The organism is Streptomyces sp. NPDC104367 (genome assembly GCF_055583825.1).
Genome location: NZ_JBVJND010000046.1, coordinates 49,064 through 67,009, shown reverse-complemented (window position 1 = coordinate 67,009; position 17,946 = coordinate 49,064). Strand labels below are relative to the sequence as shown.

The window sequence follows — 17,946 nt, the reverse complement described above, 5'->3', positions numbered from 1 at the left end:
TCGCCGCCCAACAGGCCTGCCGCGTCCGGGCGTTCCGCACCGCCCGCGCCCGCTCCCGCGCCGGCGGCACCCGTCCCCGGCATCATCGGCATCATCGGCAGACCCGATACGCCCGAGGCTGCCGACTCCCCCGATGTACTCGTCGTACCCGACGACTCCGGCGTCAGGCCCGGCAGGGCGTCCGTGCCCGTCAGGCCCGCACCCCCGCTCGCCGCCCCCGCCACCGGCGCCGCGTCGTCCAGGGACGTCACGCCCGTGCCCGTCCACGGTACGACTCCCTCGCCGCCCAACAGGCCTGCCGCGTCCGGGCGTTCCGCACCGCCCGCGCCCGCTCCCGCGCCGGCGGCACCCGTCCCCGGCATCATCGGCATCATCGATGTTCCCGACGCGCTGGTTCCGTCGGCCAGTCCCGGTGTGGAGACGAGGCTGGAGTCGGGGAGCGCGGTGGGGGTGAGGGCCGTGCCGGTGTCGGGCAGACTCGTCGCCGTCGTGTCGGGCAGACCCGTGGTGGTGCCTTCCGGCAGGCTTGAGGCCGTGGTGCTGGGCAGGTCGGACAGCGACGTTCCACCGGTCCACGCCTCGGGCACCTCGGTCAGTCCCTGAGCGGTGCCGGTCGTACCGGTCGTGCCGGTGCCTCCCGCGCTGCCCGTTCCTCCCGTGCTGCCCAGGGAGGTGGACGGGACGGTCGCCAGGGAGTTCAGGGGCAGTGCGGTGGGAGTGGTGGTGCCCAGCGAACCCGTCGACCCCGTCGAACCCGTGCTGCCCGTCGTCGGGTTGAGGACTTCGTCCAGTCCGGGGTCGAGTGTTCCGGTGTACGGGGAGACGGTCGACGTCGTGTCCCCGGTACCGGCCAGGTCCGGTGAGGTGAGCGCGCTGGTGTACGGGGTCGCCGTAGCGCCCGTCCCTGTCCCCGTCCCCGTTCCCAGGGTCTCCAGGTCCGGCGAGGTCAACGTACTGGTGTACGGGGTCGCCGTGCCGCCCGTCCCCGTACTCGTACCCGTCCCCGTACCCGTTCCTGTGCCGTCGTCCAGGCTTGCCAGCTCCGGTGTGGTCAGTCCGGCGGCCGTGCCGGTGCCGCCGGTTCCCCCGGTGCTGTCCAGGTCCGGTGAGGTGAGTTCGCTGGTGTACGGGTCCGCCGTACCGCCCGTACCGCCGCTGCCACCGGAGTTCAGCTGCGAGGTGTCCGGCGTGTTGAGGTCGTCGCCGCTGCTGCCGCCCCCGCCGAGCTGTGAGTTGTTGCCGCCGCTCCCGTTGCTTCCGCCGTTGCCGCCCGTGGAGCCGGAGTCGCTGACCGGGGAGACGACGGGCTTCGGCTGGACCCGGCCGAGGGACTGACTGACCTGTGCGTAGTTGGAGGCCAGTTGCTTCAGCTGGGCCCGCATGTCGTTGGTCATCATCTCGACGATGTCGGGCCGCTGGCTGATCGGGATGAGCCCGTTCGCCATGGGCTGGACACCGAGTTTGACGGCCTGGTCGGCGTACCAGGTGTCGATGGCGTGGATGTTGGCCTGGGCGACCGTCAGGGCGTTGGCGCTCCAGACGAGGTTCTGGCCGACCGAACTGCCCGTGGTCCCGCCCGCGAGGGCGTCGGCGTTGGAGGCGACCTGCCGGGAGAAGGTCGTCATGGTGTCGGCGAAGGCGTCGGCCGCGGCGCCCTGCCAGGGAGCGCCCTTGCCGCCCGCGAGCGCCTTGGCCTGGGCGTCCAGGCTGGTGGCGACCATGGCGAGGACCTGCTGGACATGCTGGAACTGGTTGGCGGCGGCGACCAGGGTCTGCGGGTCGGCCACGCCGGACGCCCGGTTCTCGCCGCCGGCGCCGGGGGTCAGGTTGGAGCCGCCGGTGATGGCGGCCATGATCTGCTTCCAGTCCCAGCTGTCGTAGTCGGACGGGGAGCCCTGGACGGAGGGGTCGCCGTAGATCCCGCTGTCGTCCTGCGCGAACCCGTTCGAGTTGTAGTCGGGCATCGTCCAGCGCTCGCTCTCCTGAATCGCTGCGGGACCGCACGACCACCGGCGGCACCGGGGTGTCCGGTGCCGCCGGCGGCCGTTCGGTCCGTGGCAGATCGTCGTGGTCGGCTACTTGGTGCCGCCGCCGTTGTTCGTACCGCCTGTGGAGCCGGTGTTGGATCCGCTGGTGGACCCGGTGGTGGACCCGGTGGTGGAGCTGTTCGGAGTGGAGACGGACGCACCGCTGTCCTCCGCCAGGCGCTGGAAGTCCGCGGTCGCGGAGGCGAGCAACTCCTGGAGGTCGCTCGTCTTCATCTTGTTGAGTTCTTCCGTGCTGGTGTACTTCTTGCTCATCAGCTGGGCGCCGCGGCTGATGTCCGCGAGCCCCTCGGCGAGGTCGGCCAGGGCCTTGTAGTAGCGCTCCTGGAGGCCGGCGCCGCCGTTGGGACCCGAGGTCTGGGACCGCAGCTGGTAGGCATCGTAGAAGGCCCCCGGCTGGACGACGGTGGCGGAACCGGCCCGCATGCTGTCCCGGGCGGCGATGACCGTGGGGACGAGCTTCTCGATGTTCTTGGCGAACAGGTCGAGCGACGCCGTGCTGACGACCTCGCTGCCCGATCCCCCGCTGCCCTTGGGCACGGACGGCGGGTCCGGCGTCCCCCCGGTGACCGGTCCCGACACGGTGGCCGGGAAGTGCACGCTGGTCGGGTCCCAGGCCTGCGCGGTCCCGTCGGGGTCCGACGAGGACGGCTCCACGGGTGTCGTCGGAACCTCGGCCATGACTACTTGCTCCAGAGCTTGACGCCGAAATTGCGGGCCAGCTCGTAGTCGTCACGGCAGTCGGCCGCCGTCTTCTGAACCACCGCCGCCTGTCCCTTCATCGCGTCGGCGGCGGTGGTCCATTCCTGCCTGCGGGCTTCGAAGGCGTCCTTGGCCTCGCTGCTCCATTCGCTCAGGGCCGAGCTGTTGCCCGAGGTGAATTCCGTGTTCAGCGTGTTGATCTGCTGCTGGAGAACGGCCAGTTGCTCCAGCACTTCGTTGAACGCCTGCCAGTCGACGGCATACGTCGCCATGCTGTTCCTCCTTTACCGCGGTTCGGGGTGGGTGTCAGAAACCGGTGAGGCCGACCGGCTCGGCCGTCACCGCGCCGACCTGCTTGGCGGCGGTGGACGTCGACTCGTGCGTGGTGGACGCCACCCGGTAGTTCTGGCCCATGCGGTCGTGCATCTGGTCCAGGACGTTGGCCACGACGGCGTAGTTCTTCATCCAGTTGTCGAGCGCCGTCTTGAACGCCTGACCCGCCTCGCCCTGCCAGCCGGCTTCCGCCCGCTCGGCGAGGCTCACCATGGTCTGGTAGGACGTCCGGACGTGCTCCGCCGTCTGGAGGTGCACGTTTCCGGAAAGCTGCATTCCCTCAAGGGATACCGACTCGACAGAGGAAGCCATACCTGTTCCTTTCGGTGGATCTCGGATTCGGCCATGGCCCATCCTTCACACCCGTTCGGCGGGCCGACAGCGGCAGCGGCCCTTCCTGCCCGCTGTGACACGCCCCCTGCCCCCGTGACCCGGCGTCCGGGCGAGGGGTCAGGCGACCACCGCGACGCCGGGGCGCTCCGCGCCCGACTCGCCGGTGAGGAGGCGGACTTCGGCGGGTCCGAGGGCCTTCGTGGTGACCGCGTCGGCGAGTCGGTCCGCACCGAGGTGCGCGTCGAAGGCACCCCTGGCGGCGGGCACGGCGGCGAAGTGGTCCGCGAACGCCTCCAGCGTCCCGTCCGCCACCTCGAACCCCAGGGTGATCAGGCGGCGTACGGCGAGCCGCGCCAACTCCTCGGCGGTGTAGGGCCGGAAGTCGATCCGCTCGGTGAAGAGCGCGGCCAGCCGGTTGCTCGTGGGGCCGTCCAGGAGTCCGGTGAGCAGCCGCGGGTCGGTGGACAGGGCGAGGGCCACGTCCGGATGGCGAGGACTCGCCTCGGCGAGGGCGGTGGCGACGGCGGCGCGCTCCCCGGCGGGCCGCTCGGCGAAGTACGGGTCCAGTTCGGCCAGCAGCAGCCCGCCCTCGGCCTCCCCGAAGAGGTACGCCGTGTACGCCTCGGCCTGTCCGGGCCAGCGGGCCGGTACGGCCGACAGCGGCACCCGGTGCACGTTCCCGGCCCGCAGGACGCCCAGTTCGGCCAGGGACCTGGCGTAGAGCACCGCGACGGCGTCCCGGCCGCTGCCCTCGGGGCCGGCGAGCACGAGGTTGGCCGCGCCGGCCGGCGGGGGGCCTGCCCGGTGTGCCACCGCGAGTTGGGCGAGCCGTTCCTGAAGGGCCCGCCGGACGTCGTCCAGACCGATCAGGGCGGCGATGCGGGCCAGCGCGGGGCTGGTGGGTTCGGGGGCCGTCGGGGTGGTGCCGGGTCCCGTTCCCGTGCCGTCACCGGCCGCCGCCCCCAAGTGAGCGTCCGCCGTGGGTTCCGGGACGGTTTCCACGTCGGCCTCGGTGAGGCGGCTGAGCTCGGAGTTGGTCTCCGGCACGGACACCGCCAGCCGCGACGCCTGCTTGCTGATCATCGTCTCGAAGAGCTGGCGGGCGACACGGCCGTTGCCGAAGGTGGGCCCCTTCGGGATGCGCGCGAAGTAGCGGCCGACCGCGTCGAAGGCGTCCTCGGTCAGTTCGTAGTAGTGCTTGCCGCACAGCCCGCGCACGATGGTGACCAGCTCGTCGACCGTGTAGTTGGGGAACTCCACCGTCCGCGAGAACCGGGACGCCATGCCCGGGTTGGAGGCGAGGAACTGGTCCATCTGGGCGCTGTATCCGGCGACGATGACGACGATCTCGTCGCGGTGGTCCTCCATCAGCTTCATCAGCGTCTCGACGGCCTCCTGACCGAAGTCCGGGCCGGTGCCCTTGGACTGGTTGGTCAGGGTGTACGCCTCGTCGATGAACAGGACACCGCCCAGCGCCCGGTTGAAGACCTCGGTGGTCTTGATGGCGGTGCCGCCGATGATCTGGGCGACCAGGTCGGCGCGGGAGACCTCGACGATGTGCCCCTGGCTGAGGATGCCCAACTCGGCGAGGACGGCGCCGTAGAGCCGGGCGACGGTGGTCTTGCCGGTGCCCGGGGGGCCCGCGAAGACCAGGTGGCGGCTCATCGGGGGCATGGGCAGGCCCATCTCCTCCCGCAGCCGGGTCATCCGGTTGAGGTTGATGAGGCCGGTGACCTCCTGTTTGACACTCTCCAGGCCGACCAGCGCGTCCATCTCGGCGAGCGGGCCGGTGCCGGTGTGCCGGGGCGCGGGCGGCTGTCCGGTCGGGGCCGCGGTGTCCCGCGGCGCCGGGGAGGAGGAGGCGTCCCGCCGCGCCGGGTCCGGGGTCGGGCGGCTGGTGGTGTCCTCGTGGTCCGGGCCGTCGGGGGCGTCCGCGCCGGTGACGTCGACGACGGTGAGGCGGGAATCGGAGCGCATACGGTGCAGGGGACGGCCGCCGTTGTCGCGGAGCTCGCAGCTCTGGACGCGGACCGGTTCCCCGGTGTTGACGCGGATGCCGTCCCCCGCGTTGTCGGACACGACGCAGTGCTCCAACTCGGCCCGGGACATGGCCTGGAGGTGGACGCCGTGGCCTCGGGCTCCGTGTATCCGGCAGCCCGTCGCGGTGAGCCGGCCGCCGCCGGACACCCGCAGGCCGTCGGTGCCGGAGCCGACGGACTCGGTGTCCTTCAGCTCCAGCCGGGCGTCGGCGCCGACGACCGCACCGGAGTCGATGAGGACGCACGACTCGGCGAGGGCCGTCGCCCCGGTGAGCGCCAGGGCGGGGCCGTCGGCGGCGCGCAGCCGCAGCTCGTGCAGACCGCCGGTGGCCCCCTGCGTCAACTCGACCGCCGTGCCAGGTCGTTCGGTGGTGATCTCCGACTCGCGCAGGGTGAGTACGGCGCCGCGTCCGGCGAGGACACCGGCGCTGCCCGCGGTCACCGTCAGCCGTTCGCCCTCGACGGTGACCCCGTCGCCGGCGAGCAGACCGCGGTCGGTGTCGCGCACGGTGAGGCCGCGCAGGACGGGACGGCTGCCGCCGTCGGCCAGCACACCCACGGGGGTGCCGGTGACGGTGCAGTCCTCCAGGACGGGGGCGGACGCCTCGGTGATCCGCACCGCGTCCCGGGCGGCACCGGACAGGAGGCAGCCGCGCAGCAGGGGGGAGGCGCCGCCCGCGACCAGCACGGACTCGCCGCCCGAGCCGGTGAACGAGCAGTCGGTCAGGGTGGTTTCGGCGCCGCTGGTCAGATAGGCGTCGAGGCCCGCGCTGCCGGAGACCGTGACGCGGAGCAGGTCCAGGCGGCCGTTCTGCTCGGCCACGACGGCGGGTTGGCCGCTGCCGGTGACGGTGGTGTCCTCGACCGTGCCGTGGGCCTGCCCGTTGACGCAGACGCCGTTGCCGCCGGGGCCGTCGAGTCGGCACTGACGTACCGTCAGACGGCCGCGTTCGGTGACGACGACCGCCGAGGAGCGGGTCTGCTCGACCGTGGTGCCCTCGACGACGTTCTGGCCGGACGAGGTCACCACGATGCCGGCGCCGCCCGGGCCGCGCACCCGGCAGGAACGGGCGATGAGGGTGCCCTGGTGCCAGGCGAGAACGGCCGCCCAGGCGTCGTCGCCCGAGACCGCGCACGCCTCCAGGGCGGCCTCGCCCCGGCGGACCTCCACGACCGGGGTCTGCTCGCCGCCACCGGTCAGGGTGAGGCCGGAGAGGCGTACGGCCTCGGCGTCGACGACGACGGCGCTGTCGGCGGCACCGTCGATCACCACGCCGTCGGCTCCGGCGGCCAGGGTGACGACCCGGTCGACGACCAGCGACTCCCGGTAGGTGCCCGGCGAGACGGTGATGAGCGCGCCGTCGGCCGCGGCGGACAGGGCCGCGCCGATGGTGCGGTACGGAGCGGAGCCGTCCTGGGAGACCAGCAAGACCTGCCGGCTCATGAGTCGTCCTCGATTCGGGGAGGGGTCGAGTGGCGTGAGGTGGGGTGGCGTGGGGTGGCGTGGCTTGGGGTGCGGACAGGTTCTGGTGGGAGTCAGGTGCGCGCGGGGGCGGTGAGCAGCCCCGGGGGTGCGCCGAAGCGGTTCGCCACGGCGGTGGGCGGTTCGGGCGCGGACCCGTCCTCGGCGGCCCGCCAGGCGCGGTGGGCCTCGTCGAGACCGGACAGGGCGATGTCGTCGACGGGCGTCCGCCCGGGCTCGACCCGGCCGTCGGGGCCGATCTCCGAGGCGGACAGCTCGCGCAGCAGCACGGCCGGGCGCTCGCCCTCGCGGGTGGCGAGGACCTTGAAGCTGGTGCCGGGGAGGAAGAGGACGCGGTCGGCCGGCTCCGGGTCGAGCAGCGCGGTGCGGCGCGCGGTCATGGACCAGATGAGGAAGTCGACGTCGCCGGGGAGCGCGGCGGCCGATGTCAGCGCCCAGCAGAACGCCCACTCGGTGACCAGACGGCGCCCGGCGTACCAGGCCCGCTCGGTGTCGTCGAGACGGGCGCGGAGGAGGGTGGGGCCGCGGTAGGAGGGCAGTCGGCGCAGTCCGGCGGTGACGCAGCGGGCGAGCGGCACGTGCGGGCCGACGGTGGCGCCGCGGACCGCGTGGTCGAGGACGTCGCCCTCGCCACGGAGGTAGAGGCGGGCCGCGACCAGGTCGGTGAGCACGTCCTCGGTGGAGGCGGTGCCGGTGCCGCGCAGCCCGGGTGACTGCGACAGCACGCGGGCGACCGTACCGGCGCCGTCGTTGTACTGCTGCCGGAACGCGCCCCGCAGCCACTCGCGTTCCCGCGCGAGCCCCTTGGCGGGCGGCAGCGCCCAGGCCGCGGCGCTCGGGACCGGCTGCGGACACGGCCGTCCGCCGGGGCCGGACCCGGCCGGTACGAGAGGGTCGGCGGCCGGGGGGTGCGGCGGGGTGCGCGGACGCTCGGGGGCGGCTGCCGGAGCGGACACCAGCCGAAAGGCGGGGACGGGTGGCCGGGTCGGCGGCGGGACGGCGCCGGGTACGACGGCGCTTCCGGCCTCCGAGGCGGACGGACCGGTGGTGTTCGGGGCAGCGGGGGTCCCGGGGTCGGGTGCTGCGGGGGTCCCGGTGAGCGTGGCGGCGGGGTCGGCCCCGCGGCCCGGCGGCGCGGGGGCCTGAGGCGCGGGGGCCTGAGGCGGGGACGGAAGGTGCACGTCCGTCGCAGCGACGGCGGGTGCCGTCGGACGGCCCGCGACCGGGGCCGCGCTGGGCCGGGCACCGGTCTCGGACGTCGCCGGGTCGGAGACGGAAGCCTCGGGCGGAAGGCCGGCATCCGCTGCCGGGACCGTGGGCCCCGTCGGGTGGCCGGGAGCCGGGGGCGCGGCGGACTCCGTGGCGGTGGCGGGCGTTGCCGGGGTGACGGTGCTCGGTGTGCCGGTGGTCGTCGGCGGGACCTGTGCCGTGGATGGCGACGGTGGGGCCGTCACCTCCGTGGCGAGGGCCGCGAGGAAGCCCGGGCGGATCGGTGCGGGTGACTCGGCCGTCGGGGACTTCGCCGTACCGCTGCCGCCCGTGCCGCTGCTGACCGTGCCGGTGCCGCCCATGCCGCTGCTGACCGTGCCGCTGCTGACCGTGCCGCTGCTGACCGTGCCGGTGCCGACCGTGGGGGTGCCGACCGTGGCGGTGAGGTCGGTTGCCGGGATCAGGCGGGTCAGGGCGCGGGTGAGCGGGTCGAGGTGGGCCAGGAGGGACTCGGCGAGGTCGCGCATGCGGTCGGCGGCGCGTGCGACCGTGCCGTAGACGACGCGGACGTGCCGGGGGTCGGCGGCGGCCGAGCGGACGACGGCGGCGTCGGGGGGTTCCGCCGCGGGCCGCATCCACAGCCCGCCCGGCACCACCTCCAGGACCGCGTCGTCCGCGTACCGGTAGACACCGGGCGCGACCTCCGGGGCCGCGACCGCGACGGGCCGGTGGCTCAGGACCGTGGGGGCGGTGGGACGGCCGCCCGTCGTGCGGGCCGGGAGGTAGCACAGTTCCCTGGCCCAGGTGGCCCAGCCGAGCGTCCCGTCCTCGTCCACGGTGTGGGTGCGCGGGGTCTCCCACGGGGCCCGGCCGACCGGGAGCCCGTTGTAGACCACGACCGGGGAGTCGAGGCGGTCGGCGAGCGCCTGGCCGTCGGTGTCGTGCCCGGGTACGGCGAGCGGTCCGTACCGTACGAAGCGCACCTGGGAGCGGGCACCGGGCAGCAGCGAGCCCCAGAAGCGGGAGACGTCGTCCAGGGGGAGGTGCGGTGTCCCCGGGCAGCCGAGGACGACGGTGAGGAAGTCGCGGCGGCAGGCGAGCCGGGCCTGGAGCTGTCGGCGGTGGCCGGTGAGCGTGCCTTCGCGGGCGCGGGGGCGTAGCCACACTCCGCTCGGCAGGGGGTCGGCGACGGCCCGTTCGCTGGTCCGCCAGGAGCGGTCGGCGACGGAGAACTCCCACAGGGGGGCGGGGAAGCGGCGGGAGACCGGTACGGCGGGCTGCCCCCGGCGCAGCCGGACCCAGCCCGCACCACCGTCGCCGCTACCGCTACCGTCGCCGTCGCCGTCGCCTGGGATGTAGAGGACGCCGCCCGCGGCGGGGATCACCTCGCCGTCGCCGATCAGCACCGTGCGGTCGAGGCGGTCCGCGAGCCACTGGCCCAGCGGCAGCGCCCCGCCCCGGGGGCGGCGGCCGGTGACCAGCCGGAAGGTGCCGTCGTGGCGGCCCAGGAGCGTGGCGAGCGCGGGCCAGGACGTCTCGGGGAGGTCGGCGGGGAGGTCGAGGACGACGAGCCGGTGCTCGGGGTCCTCGGGCAGCCCTTCGGCGAAGGCGAGCGCCTGCGGGTCGGCGGCGCCCCGCACGTGGACCAGCAGGGCGTGCCCGGCGCGGCGGCCGGTCAGCCGTGGCGCCCCTGACGCCATGTCAGCCGTCCTTCGCGGCGGAGGAGGAGGGAGAGGGGGCGGCGACCACGGGTACGGGCAGCAGGGCGGCGGACCGGGACAGCGTGGGGCCGGTGGGCAGAAGGTCCAGGACGGCACGCGGCACGGGCCGGACCTGCCCGCTGCCGTAGCCCAGCGCCGACAGGACGCCGGTGTCCGCCAGCGGGTACTTCACGCCGAGTTCGGTGACGAGCCAGGTGGCGGCGGGGAGGCCGGAGGACGGCAGGGGAAGTGCCGTCAGGAGCAGTCCTGTTCCGGCCGGTACGGCGTTTCCGGACGGCGGCTTCTCCCAGGTGAGGGAGGTGCGCAGGGTGCTGCCGTCGGTCCGCTGGCGCAGGCAGACCGTCCGGCCGTCGGGGTGGGCGACCGGGCCGGACAGGAAGTCGGGGAGCCGGTGCAGCAGCGTGCGGTCCTTCGAGCCGGGGGCGGCGGCGACGTCGGCGCGGGTCACCTGGCGGCCGGCGCCCTGTCCGGAGGCGGCGGCGAGGAGCTGGTACTCGGTGCGGGTGAGCGGGGCCAGTCCGTCGGCGCGCAGGACGTAGTACTGGGCGGGGCCGGTGCCGTCGGCGGCGGTGGTGAAGACCTGGCCCACGCGGGCCGGTTCGCCGCCGACGCGGGGTCCCGCGCCGCCCCGGCCGGGGACGTCGGCGGCGGTGACGGCCGGTCCTGCGGGCAGTGCGCTCAGCCAGGCGGCGGGGGCGGTGAGGGGGTCCTGGCCGTCCAGTTCGAGCGCGACGAGCGCCGCGCGGCCGCCGAGCCGGTACCGGCGGCCGTTCCACAGCAGGTACGACGTGCCGTCGCCGTCCGCGACGAGGATGCGGCGCCCGTTCGCCGGACGGCCTCCTCCGGGCGCGAAGTCGACTGTCTCGCCGTCGTTGTGACCAGGCGTCAGACAGCGCGACCAGGCGCCGGTGAGCAAGGACGCGGGCGCGGGGACGGAGTCCGGTGCGCCGGTGATGCCGACCTGGGCGCCGCGGGGCGTGCCGTCCAGGGAGTTGCGGGAGACGGTGTACACGTTGGTCCCGGCGGCGGATCCGGCGGCGCCGAGCAGTGCGGAGGAGTAGTTGGCGACCGGGTGGAGGACGCCGCCGAGGTAGAGGAAGCGGGTGCCGGTCTCCTCCTCCACGACGATGGCGTTCGGCTTCGCCCAGGCGGTGTTGCCGCCGGGCCGGATCAGGCCGTACACGCCGAAGCCGGCGCAGACGAGGACGGCGAGGACGACCCCGATGACGGCGCCGACGACACTGCGCCGGGCCGGGGGTTCGCCCGTGGCCGGTTCGCCGGTCACCAGTGCGGCGGCCAGCCGCCCGGTGGCGAACTGGTACGCGTGGACGTGGTCGCGTCGGCTCTGCACGAGGACCTCTCAGCCGGCCAGGGAACGGAAGTACCAGTAGATGTGCAGGTGTTGCAGGAGGAGCGGCACGAGGGCGATCGCGCTGACCATCTCCAGGATGTCCGCGGTGTGGCCCCAGATCGGCAGCAGCCGGATGGTGGGCAGGCGCAGGGCGCCGAGGAGCAGCAGGGCGGTCGCGGCGAGCAGGAGCACGGTCAGCGCGATGTGGGCGACGGGGCCGCCGGGGACGAACAGCCGGGCCAGGGTCAGGACCAGGCCCAGGGTGCCGGCCAGGGCGAGCGCCACCCGCTGGCCGGTCTCGGTGACGCCGCGCGAGCGCAGGGTCACGGCGGCGGAGAGGGTGAGGGCGAGCAGCCACGGGAACCAGCCGCTCTCGCGGGTGAGCAGGACCAGGGCGGTCGCGTAGACGGTGGCGGCGCCGACGATGAACAGGGTCAGGTAGGCGTCGGCGACGGCGACCCGCCGGTCGAGGTCGCGCCGGGTGCGGGGGTCGGTGTCCTCCTGGAGTTCGCCCGCGTTGCGCGGCAGTTGCGGGATGCGCAGTCCGGCCAGGCGCAGCACGAGGCGAGGGGCGACCGCGCTGAGCAGGAACAGGATGACGGCGACGACGGTGGCGGCGGTGGTGGCGTCCCAGCCGAAGCCGACGGCGAGTCCGGCGCAGGTCTCGACGGCGAGCGCGACGACGAGGAGCGCGCCGAAGACGCGCACGGGCACCTGACCGGCGAGCAGCAGCACCAGGGACGCCGCGACGGTGCAGGCGCCGCCGGTGAGCAGGTCGTGCCGGTCGGGCAGGAGCAGCGCTGCGGTGCCGTGCCGGGCGGTCAGCCCGGCCAGCGCGGCGAAGGCCCAGCCGGCCGCGCCGGTGACCAGGACGGCCCCGGGATCCGCCGCGGGCGCCCGGCCGATGACCACGCAGGCGGCGATCAGCGCCACGGCCGCAGCCCCGTACTGGGCGGCGGCGGGGAGCGCGGCCGGTGCGGCGGGGACGACCGCCGCCAGCAGGGTCAGGGTCAGACAGGCGAGCGCGATGAACAGCCGCCGGGTCAGCTCGGGCCGCCAGCGGTCGGAGCGGGCGTTGACGACCGTGGCCACGCCGTCGGCGAGGTCGTCGAAGACCATGGGCGGCAGGGCCTCGGCGGCGGGGCGCAGCTGGAGGATCTCCCCGTCGCGCAGCCCGAGGGCGTCGACGGTGGCGTCCGGGTCGAGCGGTTCCTCGCCCAGCCGCTGCAGGACGTAGTCGGCGCCCGCGGGGTCGTCCGGGCCGCCGAGCCGCTCGGCCAGTACGGGCAGCAGCGCGCCGACCGTGACGCCGCCGGGGACGCTCAGGTCGACGCCGCGCCCGGGGCCGGCCACGGTGAGCCGGCAGACCGTGACGGGATCGGGCTGGGACATGAGACCGGGGGTGGTCATGACGCTCCTGTTCGAGACGGCCGGGGCTGAGTGAGCACCGGACACGGCCGGGATGGAGTAGCAGCCGACCGCGACCGCCGGGGCGGCACGGAAGCCACAAGCCGCCGCAGCGGGGCAGGAACCGCCCGCGGCCCGGCCGGCGCGGAAGCAGCACGGGGTCCGTGCGAGACGCGGGCGCGGAGACGGGCAGAGCCTCGACCCGGGCCACGCGGGCCACGGACGCGGAGGTGGGCAGAGCCTCGGCCCGCGCCATGTGCGGCGCGGGCCCGGAGACGGGCAGGGTCGAGAGCCGAGCCGTGCGCGACGCGGACCCAGAGACGGACAGAACCGAGAGCCGGGCCATGCGCGGCGCGGGCGCTGAGGTGGGTGGATGTGGGAAGCGGTGGGGGTGGGGTGGGGGTTCGTGGGAGGGTGGGGCTGCTCGGGGGGTGGGTCATTTCTGGTCCACCAGGCCGGTCTGGACGAGGCGGATGCCGCGGCGGGTGACCAGTTGGGCGCGGCCGGGCACCAGTGTGCGGGCCGTGGCCTCGCCGATGAACTTGCCCTCCTCCTTGGGGTAGGAGAAGAGCAGGGCCGGGTTGCCCAGCTCCCAGAGCCTGCGCAGGGTGGGGTCCATCATGGCCCGCATGGCGCCCGAGGTGGACCGGGCGATCACCAGGTGCATGCCGATGTTGGCGCCCTGGGCGAGCAGCGGGACGAGGGGGGTGAGGGGGCTGTCCATCGAGTTGCTGGCGAACATGTCGTAGTCGTCGACGAGCATGAACAGCCGGGGCCCCTGCCACCAGTCGCGGCGGGCCAGTTGTTCGGGGGTGACGTCACTGCCGGGCAGCCGCTTGGTCATGGAGACCACGGTGCTGCCGGCGAGTTCCTTGAGGCCGTGACTGTCGACGGCGTAGCCGACCCGGTACTCCTCGGGGACGGCGTCGATCAGGTCGCGGTCGGGGTCGGCGAGCAGGATGCGGGCCTCTTCGGGGCGGAAGCGGGAGGTGACGGCGCGGGCCATCAGCCGCAGCAGGTTGGTCTTGCCCGTCTCGCCGTCGCCGAGGACCAGCAGGTGGGCGGTGGTGGAGAAGTCGTGCCAGAGGGGTTGCAGCCGCTGTTCGTCCCAGCCGACGGCGACCCGCAGGTCACCCTCGGGGGCGGGGAGCCGGCCGACGGGCAGACGGCTGGGCAGCAGCCGGACGCCGGGGGCGGTGCGGCCGGTCCAGAAGGTGCCGATCTCGGCGGCGGCGACCTTGGTGGCGGCGGTGAGGTCGTCGGTCGCCGAGGAGCTGTCGAGACGGGGCAGCGCCGACAGGAAGTGGTGTCCGGAGCTGGTCAGACCGCGGCCGGGCTGGTGCGGGACGCCCCCCGCCTGCCGCACGCCGAGTTCGGACTCCATCGCGTCGCCCAGGCGCAGTTCCAGCTTGGTGCTGAGCAGGTCGCGCAGCCGGGGCCGGATCTCCGACCAGCGCACCGCCGTCACCACCAGGTGGATGCCGAAGGAGAGGCCGCGGGCGGCCAGCGCGGTGATCCGGTCGTCGAGTTCGTCGTAGTCCTGGCGGAGCGTTCCCCAGCCGTCGACGACGAGGAAGACGTCGCCGTAGGGGTCGTCGACGGCGCCCGCGCGGCGCTGCTGCCGGTAGGCGGCCATGGACTCCATGCCGCGCTCGGTGAAGGTCTGTTCGCGGCGCTCCAGGAGCTGGGTCAGCTCCTCGACGGTGCGCAGGACCTTGTCGCGTTCCAGCCGGGTGGCGACCGAGCCGGCGTGGGGCAGTCCGGCGATCGACACCAGGCCGCCGCCGCCCAGGTCCAGGCAGTAGAACTGGACCTCCTCGGGGGTGTGGGTCAGGGCGAGGGACATCATCAGGGTGCGCAGCAGCGCGGACTTGCCGGTCTGCGGGGCGCCGGCGACGCCGACATGGCCGCCCGCACCGGACAGGTCGGCGACCAGGAGTTCGCGGATCTGCTCGTGGGGCCGGTCGACCATGCCCAGCGGCACCCGGAGCGTGCCCAGCAGCGGGGACTCCGCGGCGGTCATGCCGCGTACCGGGTCGGGCACGATGCCGGGCAGCAGCTGGTCGAGGCTGGGCGACTCGGCGAGCGGCGGCAGCCACACCTGGCGGGCGGAGGGGCCCGCGTCGGTGAGCCGTTCGATGAGCACGTCCAGGAGGGTGTCGTCGCCCTCGGCGGCCGGGGCGGGCGCCGCGGCGGCGCGTTCCCCGCTCTGTTCGGGTTCGCCGGGGGGCCGCTCGGCGGCGGGACGCTGGTCCAGGCCGAAGGGCACGATCTCGTGGGCGACGGCCGGGCCCGCCGGTGTGCCGTCCTCGCCGTCCGGTCCGGCGGGGCAGGGCCCGGAGACGTAGGCGGCCTTGAACCGCACCAGGTTGGTGGTGTCCACCCGCAGATAGCCGTTGCCGGGCACGGAGGGCAGTTCGTAGGCACCGGCCACACCGATCACGCTGCGCGACTCCATGGAGGAGAAGGTGCGCAGCGCGATCCGGTACGACAGGTGTCCCTCGACCCGGTGGATGCGGCCCTCGTCCAACCGCTGCGAGGCCAGCAGCAGATGGACGCCCAGGCTGCGGCCCAGTCGGCCGATGGTGACGAACAGGTCGGAGAACTCGGGCTTGTTGGCGAGGAGTTCGGAGAACTCGTCGACGATGACGACCAGGGAGGGCAGCGGGGCGAGGGGGGCGCCGGCCAGCCGGGCCTTCTCGTACTCGTGGAGCGAGGCGTGGCCGCTGGCGCGCAGCAGCTCCTGGCGGCGGATGAGTTCGCCGTCGATGGAGTCCTGCATCCGGTCCACCAGGGGCAGTTCGTCGGCCAGGTTGGTGATGACGGCGGAGGTGTGCGGCAGCCGCTCCATGTTGAGGAAGGTGGCACCGCCCTTGAAGTCGACGAGGACGAAGTTGAGGACCTCGGAGGAGTGGGTGGCGGCCAGTCCGATGACGAGGGTGCGCAGCAGCTCGCTCTTGCCGGAGCCGGTGGCGCCGATGAGCAGGCCGTGCGGGCCCATGCCGGTCTGCGCGGACTCCTTCAGGTCGAGTTCGACGACCTCGCCGTCCTCGGTGACGCCGATGGGCACCCGCAGCCGGGCGCTCTGGTCGACGCGGCGGCGCCACTGGGCGGCGACGTCGAAGGCGCGCGGGTCGCGGATGCCGAGCAGGGTGGTCAGTTCGAAGTCGGACTCGAAGGGGTTGTCGGTGAGGTCGATGGTGCCGCTGGTGCGCAGCGGGGCGAGCTGCCGGGCGAGGTTCTCGGCCTGGGCGCGGCTGACGAAGTCGGCCTCGGCGTCGGCGGTGGAGTCGGCGACGGGGAAGGAGACACGGCCGTTCTCGGCGGTCAGCCGGAGCACGTCGGTGCCGCCGTGCATGGCGCCGGTGACGTCGAGCAGGACGACGTTGCGCAGCCCGGCGCCGAGCAGCCGGGACCCGGCGGGCAGGGCGGTGCGGTGGGCGACGACGACCACGAAGGGTTCGGCGGCGCTGGGGGTGGCGTGCGGGTCGTGGTCGGGCCGGTCCAGGACGTCGGTGCCGAGCAGGTCGGTGAGTTCGGTGTGGTCAGCCGCGATCAGGCGCAGCGGCCCGGCGGCGTCGTACTCCTTGGGATGGGCGTTGTGGGGCAGCCACTTGACCCACTCCCACTCCGCGCGGCCGGTGCCGTCGGTGAGGACGGCGACGCGCAGTTCGTCGGGCGAGTGCAGGGTGACGAGCTGGCCGAGCACGGCCCGCACCAGGCCGAGGGCGTCCTCCATGTCACCGGCCAGCTCGACGCCGGTGAAGCTGCGCAGGCCGACGGGGACGGGCATGCCGGGCACGGTCTGGAAGGCGGCGGTGAAGCGGCGCAGCGAGATCGCGGCGAGCGGGTCGAGGTCCTCGACGGGTTTGGTCTCCGGGGGGACCAGTTCGAGGGCGGCGCGGCGGGTGCCGAGCCCGATGCGGACCTTGGCGAAGTCGTCGTGGGCGGCGCGGCGTTCCCACACCCGGGGGGAACGGACCAGGGACCACAGCCGGTCAGGCGGCGGGTTGTCCCACAGGGCGGCGGCGAGCTGGGACTCGGCCACCTGCCGTGCCCGGGTGCGGAGTTGGGCGAGGTAGCGGAGGTAGTCGCGGCGTTCGGCGCGCATCCGCCGCTTGCGTTCCAGTCCGGCGCGGCCGATTTGCCCCATGCTCATGGAGATCATGCCGACGCCCATCATCCCGGACATCAGGTACGTCGAGGAGGAGCCGCCGGCGGTGAACATCAGCGCCATCGCGCCGAAGCCGATGCCCATGGGCAGGACGACCATGACGGATCCGAGGTCGGCGGAGGCGGGTTCGCCGAGGACGGGAGGCTCGGCCAGTTCGATCCTGGCCTCGGGTACCTCGGGCCCCGGCACACGCGGCGGACGTTTCACGACCACGGTGTTCACAGGTGCATCTCCAGCGGGCGGCGGGGCTCGGGCGGGGTGGGCGGCTCGGGAGGGCGGGCGGTCACCCGTCGGTGGCGGCGGACCACAGCACGGTGGCGCCGTGGCGGACGGTGAGCTCGCCGTCCGCGCCGAGGACGAGTTCGGCGCCGTCGTGCCCGTCGGTGCGCGAGGTCCACACGGGATGCATGGCGGAGGTGTAGACGGCGAGGTTGCCGTCGGCCTGGAAGACCGTCTTGGCGCCCCGTCCGACGGTGCCGGACTGCCAGCGGGGGCGGCCCCGCCGGTCGTAGAGGACGAGGTTGCCGTCGCCCTGGAAGGCGAGGACGGCCCGGCCCGCGGTCCAGGTCTGGCCGCGTTCCAGGACGCTGGTGCCGTGGATCACGGTCGCCGCCGCGGTCCGTGCCGGGTCGGGGGCGGTCCGGGGCGCCGACAGGCCCACGGCGACGCTCTCGGCGCCGGACCCGGGGCCGGACCCGGAGCTGCCGGGCTCCGGGGTGCGGCGCGGGGTGGCCGTGGCGGGCGCGGAGGTGCCCGGGTCAGGTGCGGGGGCCGTCTGCGGGCCCGCGGGCTGGGACGAGGGCGGGGACGGCAGGGTGAGGGTGAGGTCCCGGGTGGGTTCGGCGGCCTCGGGGCGGCGGGCGCCGTCCGCCCCGTTCGTCAGCAGGACCGGAAGGACCAGCACCAGCAGGCCCGTTCCGACGGCCGCCGCCAGCAGGTTCCGGGTGAGCCGCTCACGGGAGGCGGGACGTTCCTCCTGCGGTACTTCGTGCGGTACTCCGTGCGGTACTTCGTGCGGCCCCTCGTACGATTCCTCGTGCGATTTCCCTGCCGGGGCGGTGCGGTCGGTACGGGGAGCGAAGGCGTCGAAGGCGTCGAGGCCGTCGTCGGACCGGCCGGCGTCCAGGTCACCAGCGTCGCCCAACGGCC

Annotated in this window: 10 protein-coding genes; all 10 read right to left on the bottom strand. The window is 74.4% G+C overall.

Annotated features, from left to right (window positions below; translation table 11 throughout):
- On the bottom strand, window positions 1-1,964 hold a 1,964-nt coding region (locus ACZ619_RS41355; RefSeq protein ID WP_469610764.1), incomplete at its 3' end, for a WXG100 family type VII secretion target.
- Between the two features lie 111 nt (window positions 1,965-2,075).
- Complete coding sequence (locus tag ACZ619_RS41350) at window positions 2,076-2,726, bottom strand: hypothetical protein (RefSeq protein ID WP_469610762.1); 651 nt, start codon at window positions 2,724-2,726, stop codon at window positions 2,076-2,078.
- Between the two features lie 2 nt (window positions 2,727-2,728).
- Window positions 2,729-3,019, bottom strand: coding sequence for a hypothetical protein (locus ACZ619_RS41345; protein ID WP_469610760.1), 291 nt, complete (start codon window positions 3,017-3,019; stop codon window positions 2,729-2,731).
- Window positions 3,020-3,053: 34 nt separating this feature from the next.
- Entirely contained in the window at window positions 3,054-3,356 is a 303-nt protein-coding gene (locus ACZ619_RS41340) for a WXG100 family type VII secretion target (protein ID WP_469610758.1), read from the bottom strand.
- Between the two features lie 174 nt (window positions 3,357-3,530).
- The gene (locus ACZ619_RS41335) at window positions 3,531-6,896 is read right to left on the bottom strand and encodes a right-handed parallel beta-helix repeat-containing protein (protein WP_469610756.1); all 3,366 of its coding nucleotides are present in this window, start codon (window positions 6,894-6,896) and stop codon (window positions 3,531-3,533) included.
- Window positions 6,897-6,988: 92 nt separating this feature from the next.
- On the bottom strand, window positions 6,989-9,844 hold the full coding sequence (locus ACZ619_RS41330; protein ID WP_469610754.1) for a hypothetical protein: 2,856 nt from the start codon (window positions 9,842-9,844) through the stop codon (window positions 6,989-6,991).
- Between the two features lies 1 nt (window position 9,845).
- Window positions 9,846-11,216 carry a type VII secretion protein EccB gene (gene eccB, locus ACZ619_RS41325; RefSeq protein WP_469610752.1) on the bottom strand — a complete coding sequence of 457 codons (1,371 nt, stop codon included), beginning with the start codon at window positions 11,214-11,216 and terminating at the stop codon, window positions 9,846-9,848.
- 9 nt (window positions 11,217-11,225) lie between these two features.
- On the bottom strand, window positions 11,226-12,626 hold the full coding sequence (gene eccD, locus ACZ619_RS41320) for a type VII secretion integral membrane protein EccD (protein ID WP_469610750.1): 1,401 nt from the start codon (window positions 12,624-12,626) through the stop codon (window positions 11,226-11,228).
- Between the two features lie 433 nt (window positions 12,627-13,059).
- A complete protein-coding gene (gene eccCa, locus ACZ619_RS41315) occupies window positions 13,060-17,004 on the bottom strand; it encodes a type VII secretion protein EccCa (protein ID WP_469610749.1) in 3,945 nt (1,314 codons plus the stop codon).
- Between the two features lie 76 nt (window positions 17,005-17,080).
- Window positions 17,081-17,941: a hypothetical protein gene (locus ACZ619_RS41310; protein WP_469610747.1), complete on the bottom strand. Its 861-nt coding sequence runs from the start codon at window positions 17,939-17,941 to the stop codon at window positions 17,081-17,083.
- Between the last annotated feature and the right edge of the window lie 5 nt (window positions 17,942-17,946).

Excerpts from the sequence above, each read along its gene's own strand:
- ACZ619_RS41350 (WP_469610762.1), bottom strand. The coding sequence starts at position 2,726 with ATGGCCGAGGTTCCGACGACACCCGTGGAGCCGTCCTCGTCGGACCCC.
- ACZ619_RS41345 (WP_469610760.1), bottom strand. The coding sequence starts at position 3,019 with ATGGCGACGTATGCCGTCGACTGGCAGGCGTTCAACGAAGTGCTGGAG.
- ACZ619_RS41340 (WP_469610758.1), bottom strand. The coding sequence starts at position 3,356 with ATGCAGCTTTCCGGAAACGTGCACCTCCAGACGGCGGAGCACGTCCGG.
- ACZ619_RS41335 (WP_469610756.1), bottom strand. The coding sequence starts at position 6,896 with ATGAGCCGGCAGGTCTTGCTGGTCTCCCAGGACGGCTCCGCTCCGTAC.
- ACZ619_RS41330 (WP_469610754.1), bottom strand. The coding sequence starts at position 9,844 with ATGGCGTCAGGGGCGCCACGGCTGACCGGCCGCCGCGCCGGGCACGCC.
- eccD (WP_469610750.1), bottom strand. The coding sequence starts at position 12,626 with ATGACCACCCCCGGTCTCATGTCCCAGCCCGATCCCGTCACGGTCTGC.